The 13291-nt window shown below is 59.2% G+C and carries 10 protein-coding genes; 9 read left to right on the top strand and 1 reads right to left on the bottom strand.

Annotation, left to right across the window (positions count from 1 at the left end; genetic code table 11):
- The first annotated feature begins 247 nt into the window (after window positions 1–247).
- The 9 genes from I2D41_RS08555 (at window position 248) to I2D41_RS08515 (ending at window position 12913) form a co-directional block, all read left to right on the top strand.
- Window positions 248–2161: a magnesium chelatase domain-containing protein gene (locus I2D41_RS08555; protein WP_195246365.1), complete on the top strand. Its 1914-nt coding sequence runs from the start codon at window positions 248–250 to the stop codon at window positions 2159–2161.
- Between the two features lie 93 nt (window positions 2162–2254).
- Window positions 2255–3136, top strand: a complete 882-nt coding sequence (locus I2D41_RS08550) for a hypothetical protein (protein ID WP_195246363.1) — start codon at window positions 2255–2257, stop codon at window positions 3134–3136.
- 11 nt (window positions 3137–3147) lie between these two features.
- Window positions 3148–3756 carry a 3'-5' exonuclease gene (locus I2D41_RS08545; RefSeq protein WP_195246361.1) on the top strand — a complete coding sequence of 203 codons (609 nt, stop codon included), beginning with the start codon at window positions 3148–3150 and terminating at the stop codon, window positions 3754–3756.
- A 124-nt stretch (window positions 3757–3880) separates the two neighbouring features.
- A complete protein-coding gene (locus I2D41_RS08540) occupies window positions 3881–4945 on the top strand; it encodes a hypothetical protein (RefSeq protein ID WP_195364225.1) in 1065 nt (354 codons plus the stop codon).
- Between the two features lie 51 nt (window positions 4946–4996).
- Complete coding sequence (locus I2D41_RS08535) at window positions 4997–6919, top strand: VirD4-like conjugal transfer protein, CD1115 family (protein ID WP_229042289.1); 1923 nt, start codon at window positions 4997–4999, stop codon at window positions 6917–6919.
- 46 nt (window positions 6920–6965) lie between these two features.
- Complete coding sequence (locus I2D41_RS08530) at window positions 6966–7184, top strand: hypothetical protein (RefSeq protein WP_195233353.1); 219 nt, start codon at window positions 6966–6968, stop codon at window positions 7182–7184.
- Window positions 7184–8773 carry a hypothetical protein gene (locus I2D41_RS08525; RefSeq protein WP_195246355.1) on the top strand — a complete coding sequence of 530 codons (1590 nt, stop codon included), beginning with the start codon at window positions 7184–7186 and terminating at the stop codon, window positions 8771–8773. Before I2D41_RS08530 ends, I2D41_RS08525 begins: the two co-directional genes overlap by 1 nt.
- A 13-nt stretch (window positions 8774–8786) precedes the next feature.
- A complete protein-coding gene (locus I2D41_RS08520; protein ID WP_195233357.1) occupies window positions 8787–9257 on the top strand; it encodes a PrgI family mobile element protein in 471 nt (156 codons plus the stop codon).
- The gene (locus I2D41_RS08515; protein ID WP_195364223.1) at window positions 9254–12913 is read left to right on the top strand and encodes a VirB4-like conjugal transfer ATPase, CD1110 family; all 3660 of its coding nucleotides are present in this window, start codon (window positions 9254–9256) and stop codon (window positions 12911–12913) included. Before I2D41_RS08520 ends, I2D41_RS08515 begins: the two co-directional genes overlap by 4 nt.
- On the opposite strand, the gene I2D41_RS08510 is transcribed toward I2D41_RS08515, so the two are convergent.
- The gene (locus I2D41_RS08510) at window positions 12910–13269 is read right to left on the bottom strand and encodes a hypothetical protein (RefSeq protein WP_195246349.1); all 360 of its coding nucleotides are present in this window, start codon (window positions 13267–13269) and stop codon (window positions 12910–12912) included. The genes I2D41_RS08515 and I2D41_RS08510 overlap by 4 nt on opposite strands.
- Window positions 13270–13291 lie beyond the last annotated feature (22 nt).

The raw sequence follows: 13291 nt of genomic DNA, 5'->3' as shown, positions 1-13291 counted from the left end.
GGGAACCGCTTTACTATTGGCTATTCCTTCTCGAATCCACTGGTTTCTTCTGGCTGTCCACCACTATCCACCACAGCTCAATGCATAAACAATTGTTTTCCCTGTATATACATTGTGAATATGCTATGGACCGTCTCCTTCAATCGGCGGCGACCCAGTGAGGGCCCGGAACAGTTGTTCAGCTAGACGCTATGGTTAATGCCTGCCGTCAAACTTGTTTCATTATCATTGAGGATTGGAGCAAGTTATGACCAATCGTACAGTTGTCCATGGCGCCATTGTGGAAGGCGCCTCGGCAGTACCCATTGACATCGCGATTGAATTCAAACCGGGAATTCCCGGCATTCACATTCTAGGCATTCAGGATAACGCCGCCGTGGAGTTGCGGGGCATTGTCAGGTGTGCACTCAAGGCGCAGGGATACACCTTGCCTCGAGACAGTGGTTCTATCGACGTCATGCCATCACCCGGCTATAGCAAGGCCTTCTCAGGTCGATTCAGAGACGCAGGCTCCCTCGCGCTGCCCATAGCACTTGGTATCCTGAGCGCCTCGGGGCAGGTCGATCCTACGTATATCAAGGATAAGCTGTTTTTCGGATCGCTGGACTTCGGCGGTAACGTGACTTCGTGCCGGGGCGCCATTGCAGTTGAGGATCTCTGCCATGAGTTGAATCTCCAGGGAGTCGTTTCCGCGGCAACTCCACGCGGATTGAGGCCTTCTCACCCGAGCCTTCAAACCCTGGACTCGATCTCACCTGATTCCTTGGGTAATCCCGAGAATCTTATCGGAAGGTCTATGCCGGCTGAACCAAATCAATTGAGTCCGGTTTATCCGCCTGCTGCAGTCTCTGCTGTGGCCGGGGCCCTTGCGACGCGAATTCCCATCCTAATTGAGACGGATAGCCCGGAGCGTGCGGGAGAGGCGCTTCGCGCGTTCTTTCGCGTCGGCGAAAGCGATGAGGCGACGCTCATGAGAGACCTTGCCGGTGTCGGTGCAAAGGGTAACGTTGCCGTTGTCTCCGATATCGGGACGGCAAGCATCGCAGGCATTATCGGCGGCGGGCGCCCAATCAAGCCGGGTGCCATCTCTGCCGCAAGCGGCGGCGCCATCGTTCTCGGAAATATCGACCAGGCATCGTCGCATGTCCTTCAGTCTGTGGCATCGGCGACAAGGCGAGATACCGTCAGGATCGTTAGGGTTGACGGTACTACTCTGTTTCCAAGCGACGCCGCCCTCGTTATGACGGCTAGGGAAGATAGAAGCGACTATGCGGTGAAAGCGTTTCAGCTGGGCCCATTCCCTAAAATCGAGCAGCCGGTCGTTGTCGATATTGACCAATTGGAAAAAGGCCTTTCTCAGATTCAGGCGCTCCCGGGATCGTTGGTCGCCTATAGGGAGAACCTCAAAAAGCGCATCGAGGACAGCAGCCTCTATGTAGATGCAACCACCAAGGGCGGCATCAAGGTCAATTATTCGGTTGACGGCGAGCCGAAGACCGTTGAGCTCGTGAAGCAGTTCTACGAGGAGAACGACTCGCTCTGCATCCAAGCCTTCGATGTGACCGACGGCTCTGACTCATTCGGCTCGCTTTGGTCGGATGTGACTGTGAACCTCGACGGACCTGCCCAAGGGGACCGTACCGTCTACATGCAGAGGTCAAGTGTAGACCCCCTACCCGGCATCCTCATGGACTCGGAGGTGTTCGGCTCCGTTATCGATGGCGCCGGAAGGGGCGGATACGAGGCCGTCGAAATTAACATGAACGCGTTTCTTTCGATGAGGGACCTGCCGGAATTCCGCGAGATGGTCATTCCCCCTGAATATAAGGATATCGCCATCGCCGCAGGCGTAAATTTCGCCATCGTGCCGGCGATTGAAGCGAAGGACATTGCCCTTATGCCAGACGGCCTTGTCAGCATCGGCGGGCACGACTATACGCTCTACCGCGGCCAGACCTTCGACGAGTCGCGGAAGGTGGACGTGATCCTCGATCAGTATGAAGAGCTGAGCGTGGCTCCCCACAGAGTCGATTGCAGCCCCAGCACGAAAAAGATCATTGACTCGCTTCGACTTGCGACCAAAAGCACGGCATCGTCTGATGGGGTTGTGTCGATGGAGCGCGACGTGACCCTCCCCCACGCTCAGTCGCTTAAACATTAACCAAAATCTAGGAACAGTTGTTCAACGGCTCTCATCGACAAGCCCAAGGGCGGACGATACAACCAACGGAACTATGACCGAAGGGAGAGCCGTATGGACAAACTGGATAGAGCGGGTGCGGCCGGGCTGGGCCTGCTCGACCTCGACCGCGTTTTCGATGCCGCGCGCGAAATGATCATGGACCCGCAGCAATGCGAGGGATACCTTAAGTGGCCGGCTGTCGCCACGCTCGGTGCGATCATGGCAGAGCCGAACCTTCTCTCGGCCGTGGCCGAGGTCGCTCTTGACGGCATCGTCCCCGACACGTATGCGGGTCAGAAGTCCTGGCTGCTCGCACGGGCCCTTTTCACGGCCTCCACCGCCCAGGCCGAATATGAGATCGAGCGCGGCCTTGAACTCTCGCCGTCGGATCGAACCCACATCAACCCGAAGGCGTCTATTGCCGTCCAGGACTATATCTCGCGAGATGAGAAGCTCGCCGTCATGAAATTCTATGTCATGGCGGACACGGAGCTCTCACGTATCGCGATGCCATGGCCGGCGGGGCCCTATGGCCAGTTCAGGATCGGCGACGAGGGCTATGTCACAGACGAGCAATTCGGGCGCGTTATTCCCGACCCGGCCGACCAGAGCCTCTATGAGTACATCGCGAACGGCGGCGCGCTTACCGACGACGTTGTCCACGCTGCGGTGAGGGGGAATACCGGCCACATCGATACGCTTGCCTCCCAGGCTATCGAAAACGACCCCGAGGCGCCGGTCTTCTACACCGAGGCGACCCAGGACGAGTGGGACGAGTCTGTCGACGAGGGCTATGTCCAAAAGAGCGATATCAAGACCGAGCGAGCTCATGAGATGCCCGGCACGAAAAACCTCATCGCGCAGATCAGCAGGAAGCTGGGAGGCGGTACCGAGGGCGCCCTTCATACCACGGCCTCCAATCGTACTGCCTATTTCCATTACGGACAGGCATAGGGGACGGCAAGTTGAGCATCACGCTGGTACCATTCGACTCTCCCATCGTGTGCATGACGATTGACACCGAGACGACGGGGCTCGACCCTTATGACGGCGAAGAAATCTTGACCCTGGCAATGGTTCTCGATATTGAGGGTCAGGATTCGCCCTCGTCGGTCCATCTGCGTGTCAAGCCGCAGCATAAGACCGAGTGGCCTGCCGCAGAGCGCGTGAACCACATCTCACCCGACTCGGTGGCGAACCATAAGCCTTTTAAGAATTATCTCGAGGCCGTCCAGTCGCTATTCGACCGCGCGGAGAAGATCGTCGGATGGAATGTCGGCTTCGACCTTGGATTCCTCGAGCATGAAGGCGTCATCATTCCGCAGACAGCGGAAATTGTCGATGCGATGGAGGAATTCGGGCGCGTATACGGCCCATTCTCAGAGTCCCATTCAAGATGGAGGCTCACCTCTGCGGCAGATGCCATGGGATACAGCTTCGAGGGCGCTCCGCATACCGCACTTGCCGATGCCTTGGCTACAAGGCGTCTATATCAGCACACGACTGCAGTTACCGAGGGCCTGAAGCAACCGGGCGTGCATGTCAAACGACCCGGGGCGCGCAGGCATAGCTAATTAAAGAAATTGTCACCCTGTGGCACCAAACCTCTCGGCACGGGTGGCCTATATGGCGAAAACTGTAGTTGGGGCCGCTTTATGTGCGGCCCCAACTACACGTCGCCGGAAGGAGGTAACAGTAATGCCCGGAGAGAATGAAGAGGCCATGCGTGTTCTGCTGATGCTCGGCCAGGCTGTCCTGCCCCCGGCACGCGAAGTCCTCATCATCACGATGAGAGCGCTGGCGCGCGGCACCGGCAAGGTTGCCGGGGGTGCCGGCAGGGTTGCCGGTCGCGGCGCGAACCACGCGATCAGCCATGTGAATGGACTCGGCCGTTACGGCCTCGTCACAGAGCACACGCTAAGGCGCGACCGCAACGACGTCATAAAACTCGTCAACCTCGGCAAGGAAGGTGCGCTCGACCGAAGCGACCTGTCGCTCCTTTCCGACATCTGCCGAAAGCACCGCATCGGGTTCGCTGTCTTCGAGGACCCGGCGACTGGCTATTTCGCAATCGAATACAAGATGAAGGACCAGGAGGCGCTCGCCGCCTGCATTGAGACGGCAATCGAGAGGAAACTGATCTCGAATGCCGATGTGGACAACGCGATGAGGGGTCCGGTCGAGAGCGGCGTCCAGATGCCCGCCAATCCAAACGATATCCAGTCGTCTTCCCAGCCAAAAGAGTACCCCGCCCTTCCGGCAATCGGGCTACCCGCTGTAGGCCTGCCCCCGGTAGGGCTCCCGCCCGCACCGGAGAATATCGAATACCTGGGGGAGTCTTGGAAGCTCGACCAGAACGACGGCATGTACAAGCGTAAATTCACCGGGTGGGACGGCGTCGTATACACTGCCGCCGTTTCCACGGCCGGAGCCTTCAGGATTACCGATCCCGACGGACACACGGCGAAAATCGGGAACCAAATCTGCGAGGGCGATGACAAGGGAGTGCTTCGTGAGGACCGTGCCGATGCCATCGTCCGATGCCATACCCAAATCGAGACGCTGAAGGACCGTGAGGCCTTCGAGGGGTCGGTCAGACTCCAGCAGCGCCAGGGACGAACCAAGCAGATGGGTTCGCACGAGGTCATCCGCGCCGTCAACATGCGCGACGCTGCCGACCGCAAGGCCAACCGTCACCAAATCGGCAACCAAAATCGTCCGGCCACGCACTCCCGAACCCTCAACAAGCGGGTCAAGAGGTAGCCGATGAAGCTGCCAAGGATAGACATAACGAAGGCCGTCGGAGCCGCCGTGATGGGATCTGCCGCCTTCTGGATCGTGAACCTCACGGTCCAGAAGGTCATGCTCGGAACAAGCGGTATCGAGACGTCCGATGACGTCGTGGCGTTCGTCGCGTGGGCGGCATCCCGCCGGCCCCTCGGCATCTATTTCGGCGGGGTCCCATTGCTGGCCTCAGTCGCCGCTGCCCTCGCAATCGCCCTTGCCGTTCTCCTTAAGCATGAGGCGCCCGGAGAGGACATCTCGCCTGCAAAGCAATATGGATCCCAGCGTTTCTCGACCGCCCAGGAGCGTCTGCTGTACTCGCACAACAAGGCGACGGCCGAATGGCCGGTTCCCGAATGGTGCGAGACGGTCGAGGACGACAATATCATCCTCTCGCTCAACAGCAAGGTTGCCGGCACATCCATCGTCAACGACAAGAAGGACCCGATCAGGCGCGAGAGCCAGGTGCCAAACCGAAACATGTTCATCATGGCCGGATCGGGCGCCGGCAAGTCCTACCGTTTCGTGACCAATCAGATCATGCAGATGAACGGCAACATGGTCTTTACCGACCCCTCGGGCGAGCTGTTCCGTGCATCTGCCGCCTTTTTGGAGAAGAACGGCTATGACGTGCAGGTCATCGACCTGCGCGACGAGGAGCATATCCTGGCCTCAACCCCCTACAACCCGCTTATCAACTGCCGCGACGTCACGTCCATCAACTCCCTGGTCAATATGTTCATCTCGAACACCAAGGGCGAGGACACGCACGGGGACCAGCAGTTCTTCATCGATATGGAGAAGAACTTCTACACCTGCGTTTGCGGTATGTTCGTCTTCTGGTTCAAGGCCAACGGCAATACCGCCGACTGCACCCTTCCCGGCATCATCGACTACCTCGCGATGGCCAAGGCCGACGGCGCCGAGGGCATCAACAAGCTCGACCTCGTTTTCGAGGGCACCCGGGAGCGCGACGGCTTCGATGGGTTCGCGCAGTACATCATCGATACCTACGGAGAGGACGCACTGGATGACGAGTCACTCCCCGAGAACTCGGTCCTCACCAACTACCGCACATTCAAGGCCAACGCCGGCGCTCCCGAGCAGATGGCGGCGGTCGTGTCCTCGTGTGCCGCTCGTCTGCAAAGGCTCAACAACCCCGCGATTCGAAAGATGCTGGGCCGTGACGAGCTCGACCTCCAGTCTATCGACAAGCGCAAGCGCGCCATCTTCTTCTGCATCAAGTCCGGCGGCGGCCCCTATGACTTCGTCGCCGCGATGGCCCTGAACCAGTTGTTCGATATCTCGAAGGATATCGGGTCAACGAATGGAATCGGCCATCTTGAGATTCCCCTCTATTGCTATCTCGACGAGCTCGCCCAGATAGGTAAGATCCCCGACCTCGAGAAGCTTTTCGCCGAGAGCCGTAAGTTCTGGATCAACCTCTGCGCGATCGTGCAGGACGGCAAGCAGCTCGAGGCCCGATACGGCAAGCAGTCGGAATCCATCCGAGCAAACTCGGCCATTTTTATGTACATGGGTTCCTCCCTCTTTTCCGATTGCGAGCAGATATCGCGCGAGATGGGCAACACCACGAAGAAGTTCACGGATTACTCCGTCTCGAACTCCGCGAGCGGCAAATCCATTCAGGAGAGTACGAGATACGTCAAGGTCCCGCTTATGAGCCCCGAGGAGCTCTACAGCTTCAACGAGGAGGACGGCCTGTCCCCTGACGAGTGCGTGACCCATTACAAGCAGGGCATGTGGTTTCGCGACCTCAAGGCCGATCCCGAGATTCACCCCAGGCGCAAGGAGTATCTCAGCGCCGGCAAGACCGACATGCTCGAGTGGGCGCGCGCCAGGCGGCACGCGGATAGCCCTGACGTGTCAACACCGGAGGGTGTCGTGCTCATAGACCGCACCAGCCCCAAAACCATCGTCATCGACGCCTAAGGGCGCGTGAATAGGTATCAACTATCCTTAAGGGAAGGAAATTTCAATGGAACAGCTTGCTGATCTCGTTACCAAATTCGAGAACGTCATGATCGCTGGCGGCTCTCTGTTTGCCTTGTGGGGTGTCTACAATCTGCTCGAGGAGAAGACTAAGGGACGCCCCGGCCACGGTACCGAGTGGTGGCAGGTTCTCGCTGGCGTCTTTATCGCCGGCTGCGGCTTCTCCCATATCATCTCCCAGCTGTTCAACGGCATCCTAGGATAATGGAGATCCGAGAGAGGCTGCTCGCCTTCGCGGCCGGCTCCCCTATCGGTGGTGCTGCGTCGCCCGGGCCAACAGACCCGTATGACGAATTTGAATACGATGAAAGGCCGACTTCGTTTGGCGATCGTGTCTTACGTTTTGCTACCGTCAGCGTCTTGATGCTCGTTGTGGCATGCGCCATTGCGACGATTGCCTATGCCGCTCAAAAGGGTCAGTGGAATGTCAACCTTGGTGTTGACAACATGAACCCCGAGCGCACGCAAATTACAATCAGGTGGAGTGACATCGATAAGGACAAGTATGTTTCCTTCGAGCATGGCGGCATTAAGGCCTACAAGATTGGCTACACCATAACGACCACCAAAGACGGAAGTACCGTCGAGGGTCCTGTCTACTACGATAAAAACGGCAAAGTTGTCGATAAATCCCACAGCAAAATGAAGAAGTATAACGGTAGCCTGCAGGGCGAGGACCTTAAGAAAAACTTCGAACCGTCCTGGGCTCCTGATGGTTGGGAAAAGGGCGCGTCTGCTTCGACGAGCACAAGTCCCAACGACAACCATAAGCCGCATGAATCGCAGGGTTCTGAGTCAAAAGATCCAGAGGATCTGGACAACCAACTTATCAGCAAGAAGACCCCGGATTTTGCCCTAGATTTTAAGTTCTTTAAATATGCTGCCGAAAACCTGGCATGGACTTTCTGCCGTGGGCTTGCGGAAAGCGCCACGAGCCTTGCCGAATGGTGCATTTCGCTAGTGTCCTCTACGGCGAGCACTGCATTCACATCCGACTTTACCAATGGTCCTTTCGGCCAGTTCTACACCATGGCATCAAAGCTATCGAAAGGCGCTTTCCAGCCCTATGCCATGGCGTTTCTCGGCCTGACGTTCGGTGTCGCCCTCATGCACCAGCTGGATGTCCGTCGCAAGATGGCAGGCGTCGACATCATGGCAAGCCTCGCATTCGTCGTCATGATGTTCGCAGTGAGCTACACCCTCATCGTCCATGCGATGGACATCTGTGCGGCCGTATACGTTCTCGCCCAACACCTTGTCGGGGTCGTAAACAACACGCTTGCATCCATGGGAATCGACACGACCAACTCCATTGGAATAAAGGAACAGGTAACCAGCTCATTCGACGCCCTGACTTACGCACAGGCCGGTACCTCGTTTATTCTTCTCATCCTTGCCATCGTTTCCCTTGTCGCCTGCGTCGCCTGCCTATTCACCGTGCTGACAACAATCTTCGTGCGTGTCGGCGAAATATATTTAAGGGCCGCCGCAAGCCCCCTTTGCCTAGCGTTCTTTGCTGACGACAAATCAAGACCCATGGGCGTCGGCTATCTCAAGCGTTTCGCCGCGGTCTGTTTCCAGGCGGTGATGATTGTCATCGCGATTGGCATGATCCCACTTATCAATACGGTCGCAACCGAACTCATAGCCCCTATCACGTCTGATACAAGCACCCTGAATGGTTTCGGGGGCGCCGCGGCCGCGCTCATCCCGTCGATGTGCTCCGTCCTTTGCATTACTGAAATCGTGAACAAGTCAAAGGTCGTTGCCAACAGTCTGTTCGGCCTCGTCTAGGAAAGGTAGTGAAATGGCAGAGACATTCGTGCGCGACGATATCAACAACTATGTCGCGAGAAACATCTTTGGTCGTTTTTCCAAGCGCTCGGCCATAGCGGCACTTGCCGCCGTTGCCGTCGTGACCGTCGGAATATACGGCGTCTACGCATGGGGCTGGAGCCTCGATATTGTCACCTACATGGCGATCCCGGTGTGCGTTGCCATCGGCGTCATCGGCCTCCATTCGCACCACGGCCTGAAATCTGAGAAATGGCTGCCGCTCATGCTGAAGGACAGGACGGAGCCCGATCAGCTCACGCTCGCTGTCCCGACTTTCGAGGTGGCCGTTCCGAAGAAGACGAAGGCAGAGGTGCGCGAGCAGAAACGCCGCGAAAAGGCAGCAAGGAAGGCGAGGAAGTTTGAGCAGGAGGCCGTGCCGGCGGGAATCGCCCAGGCGATGGCTGAGGCCTCCGTGAGAAACGATGGGAGAAATCCTAGATGAGCAAACTGACTATTGACGATCTCGACCGAGAGATTGCCGAGGCCGAGGAGCGCCGCGCGAGCGCCCTCGAGGCCGGTTGGCAGAAGGGCGTGCGCCAGATGGACAAACGCCTGAAAAAACTGAAGAAGAAACGTGACAAGTATGTCGTGAATTACGGCACCGACGTGCCATCCATCCCCCTCGGCTCTTCCTGGGCGACAGACGAGGAACAGGCCGAGCTCGGTGTAAACACTGCGCTCTCGACCGATGTGAAGCTCGTCCAGCCTAAGTGGTCGACCACGAAACTCGTCCCCTACGAGCTGCTCACGGTTGACGGCGTCATGCGCATCGACAGCGAGACCTACTCCATCGCCCTTCGCGTCGATGACGTCAACTACCAGGGAGCGCGACCCGAGGACCAGTATCTCGTGCGCGAGGCGTGGGCGGGATACCTCGATTCGCTCGACCATACGGTTCGCCTCGGCATCTTCATCATGAACAAGCGCGTGAGCCCGGAGGAGTTCGCATCCGACCTGCTCTTCCGTGAGGTTCCCGGCGATGAGCGCGGTAACGTCCTGCGCCGCGAGTACAATGCATGGACCCGCTCCATGCTTGCCAAGTCCTCCCGCTCGGTGCGCCGCGACCGCATCATCACGATTGCCGTGTCCGCTGACACGCTGGAGCGTGCGGTGCCCCGGCTGTCCCAGGAGGCGGATTCCTTCCTGCGCTTCATGCGCGACCTCGGGTCCGATGCGCATGTCCTCGACGGCCAGCAGCGCCTCGACATCATTCAGACCATGACGCGCCAGGATGACACTCCGGGCACGGCGAACTTCGAGCGCCTATCCGGGACTGTGGGCCTCACGACCCGCGAGCTCGTGGCGCCCTCCTCCGTCCTCACCGCAGACGGCTACCGCGGCGACCCCCGCATGATCGTCGGCCGTCGCTGGGTTAAGACCTACGACGTAACCCTCGACGGTTACGGCAAGACCATGAAGGACTCCTTTATCTCGGACCTGACGGGACTGCCCTACGACCTCACCGTCGCGTGGCACATCCGTCCCTGGGAGTTCTCTGCCGCGATCTCGGCCGCCGAGAACCACCTGCACGAGATCACCGAGGAGAATAACACCTACCAGTTCAACACGAGCCGTCCCGAGGTCGGCTACTTCGTCGACCAGAACAACATGCCGCCCGCGATGCGCGAAGCCCAGGAGGACGCCGAGGCGTTCCGAGATGACCTTGAGAGCGCGGAGATGCACGCCTTTGGCGTCACGACCGTCGTGACCGTCCAGGGGCGTACGGAGACTGAACTCGAGGAGGCCTGCCGCGAGGTGGAGAAGGTGTTCTCGACTCACAGGAAGCCCTATCCCGATTCATGGCGGGCCCTTCGCGAGGAGTCCTTCTCGACCGCCCTGCCGATCGGCGCCCCCTACATTCCGTATGAGCGAACGCTGACCACGGACCCCCTGTCACACATGCTGATGTTCGTTGCCGCCGAGATGAACGATCCAGGCGGTAACATCATGGGCCTCAACGCCGAGACCCGCTCGTTTATCGTCTATGACCCCGTGTCCCATGAGCACACGAACAGCTTCACGCTGGCGCAGCCCCGATCCGGCAAGTCGTTCAATTCCAAGATCACGCGTATCATCCCCGTGCACCTGAAGCATCCGGACGACGACGTGATCACGATCGACCCCGAGGGCGAGTATGTCACGCCCACTGAGTATCTGGGCGGTCAGGTCATCCGCATCGCCGAGAACTCGGGCGACTTCATCAACCCTCTCGACATCTCCCTTGCCTACGGCTCGGACGATCCGGAGACGAAGTCCTCCCCCGTGCCCGCGAAGGTGTCCTTCATCCAATCGCTCGTTCGCATGATGGCCAGCAGCGTCAACGATGCCCAGGCTAACGTCCTCGACGCCGCCGCCGCATACGCCTACAACCGGTATCTTGACGACCCGCGTCCCGAGAACCTGCCGACACTCCAGGACATCTATGACTTCCTGATGTCCGAGCAGGGCTCCGATATGCGCGACGCCCGCGACCTGGCAAAGCTCATTCGCCGCTACGTCACGGGCACGCTGTCGCTGTTCAACCATCCGACGAACGTGAACCTCCAGTCGAATCTCGTGTGCTTCGACCTGCACGAGCTATCCAGCGAGCTCAAACCGCTGGCGCTGCTCATCATCCTCGATCACATCTGGGTCCGCGTCTCGGCGAACCGCCGTGCCGGTAGGAGAACCTGGCTCGTCATCGACGAGTTCCAGCTCCTGCTCGACAGCCCTTACGCCCGCAGCCAGATCGACCGCTTCTTCACCCGTGGCGGCAAGTGGGACTTCTACATCAACGCCATCACGCAGAACCTCTCGCGCGTCCTCAACAGCGAGGAGACGCGCTACATGTTCCAGAACTCGCCATTCGTGACGATCTTGCAGCAGACAAGCGACCTCCTCCCCGACTTCCAAGAGCTGTTCAATCTCTCCGAAAGCCAGACGAAGGTTTTGGCTACCGCACATCCCGGCGAGGGTCTCTACGTGTTCAAGAATCGCGTGGTGCATTTCGACTTCCAGATTGACTCGAAGATCTGCCCGACGCTCTACGACATCTGCACGACCCGTCCCGCCGATATCAAGCGCCGTGCAGTCAAGTCGACGGCGGCAAACCCAGACGTCGCCGCGCTCGACGAACCGGAAGACACTCCGTCATCGACCCCGCGATCAACGCGTGAGGAGATCGGCCGCAACGTACCATCGCCCGCACATATGGCTCCCCCGGCGCGCCCTCGACCCAATGTGCGGCCGGCGAGTGAGCAATTCGGTTTTAACGGAGGCGGCAACCGAGACACGGTTACCGCCAACAAGGAAAGGATGGAAGATATGGATATTCGTGACTTCCAGGAGGGCGCGGACTTCTCGCGCTTCAACACCCGTCGACTCCCGACCGAGGAGGAGCTGCGCGCGCAGGCCGAATCTGAGCTCAAGGACCTCGTCCTGAAAGCAATCGATCGGGTCTTCACCCGCGAGAGCGACACCCATTTCGACGATTTCGCGCTGGCTCTTTCGTCTGTCGGGGTCACGCTTGGAAGCGAGCCCTCCGGTGATATCGCCTTCTCGAACGGCACGGTCGCCCTCTCCGGCTCCGAGGTGGGCTACACGCTGTCTGCGCTCGTTGCCATGTCGGAGCGCGCTAACGGTCTCGATGCCGAGGTGAAGCCCCAGTCCGCTCCCGCTCCCGAGCAGACTCAGCCTGCGGAAGATCTCAACGCGCAGTCGGGCTCCTGGTCAAACGGCACCCGTCGGCAGCAGATGGATTCGGCGCCTCGTCCGCGCGCCCAGACGCAGGCCCCTCAGCAGCCGGCGCCTCAGCAGCCGGTGCCTTCCTCCCCTGTTCAGCAGGACCCCGCGACCAGCTTTACACAGCCGAATGGCATGTTTTTGAATCAGCGCGCCGCGCAGCGTCATCGCGCCCAGGCTTCCTCCCAGGCGGCTGTCGCCCCCCAGAAGTCGGCAGACCAGCGTTTTGGCAGCGCATCGGTCTCCGATGCTATGTCCACTCTGCTGAAATACCAAAATGACAGCGGTGAGGACGTTGGCGGCATGTTCGCCAGCCCCGACGAGATCAGCCCCGAGGGCCTCAACGAATATGCCGACGGTTCCGGTTTCGTGGGCTAGTAGATGAAACCGCGCTCGACGAGATATAGCTCAAACCTTGCCCATGCGGATGCCCGTACCACCGTCAGCCGGCGTACGGGCACCGTGCCCGCCGTGCTCGAAGCCGAGTCGCGGCGCACTTCCGCATGGGAAGGGTCCTCACCACGCCCGAACAGGTCGCGCACCGGCTCCTCGGACTTCTCTCGTCTCAGCGCCCAGAAATCGACGCGCTCGCGTGCGGCATCCGCCGCCGCGGGCGCCGTCTCATACGGCGGCACCTTCGCGTCGGTCGCGAAATCATCCATGGCAGGGGTATCCGAAGCCGATGCGCCCGGCACAGAAACATCGGAGGGATCGGGTTTCTCCCCCTCCGTCATGGCCTCGTCTTCCCGACGCGGG

The organism is Collinsella aerofaciens, from assembly GCF_015552075.1.
In the GTDB taxonomy this organism is placed as follows: domain Bacteria; phylum Actinomycetota; class Coriobacteriia; order Coriobacteriales; family Coriobacteriaceae; genus Collinsella; species Collinsella aerofaciens_Y.
This window is presented reverse-complemented; position numbering and strand designations above follow the sequence as displayed.

Coding starts and splice junctions, on each gene's coding strand:
- I2D41_RS08530 (WP_195233353.1), top strand. CDS start 6,966: ATGGAACAGCTTGCTGATCTCGTTACCAAATTCGAGAACGTCATGATC.
- I2D41_RS08550 (WP_195246363.1), top strand. CDS start 2,255: ATGGACAAACTGGATAGAGCGGGTGCGGCCGGGCTGGGCCTGCTCGAC.
- I2D41_RS08520 (WP_195233357.1), top strand. CDS start 8,787: ATGGCAGAGACATTCGTGCGCGACGATATCAACAACTATGTCGCGAGA.
- I2D41_RS08510 (WP_195246349.1), bottom strand. CDS start 13,269: ATGACGGAGGGGGAGAAACCCGATCCCTCCGATGTTTCTGTGCCGGGC.
- I2D41_RS08535 (WP_229042289.1), top strand. CDS start 4,997: ATGGGATCTGCCGCCTTCTGGATCGTGAACCTCACGGTCCAGAAGGTC.
- I2D41_RS08515 (WP_195364223.1), top strand. CDS start 9,254: ATGAGCAAACTGACTATTGACGATCTCGACCGAGAGATTGCCGAGGCC.
- I2D41_RS08540 (WP_195364225.1), top strand. CDS start 3,881: ATGCCCGGAGAGAATGAAGAGGCCATGCGTGTTCTGCTGATGCTCGGC.
- I2D41_RS08555 (WP_195246365.1), top strand. CDS start 248: ATGACCAATCGTACAGTTGTCCATGGCGCCATTGTGGAAGGCGCCTCG.
- I2D41_RS08525 (WP_195246355.1), top strand. CDS start 7,184: ATGGAGATCCGAGAGAGGCTGCTCGCCTTCGCGGCCGGCTCCCCTATC.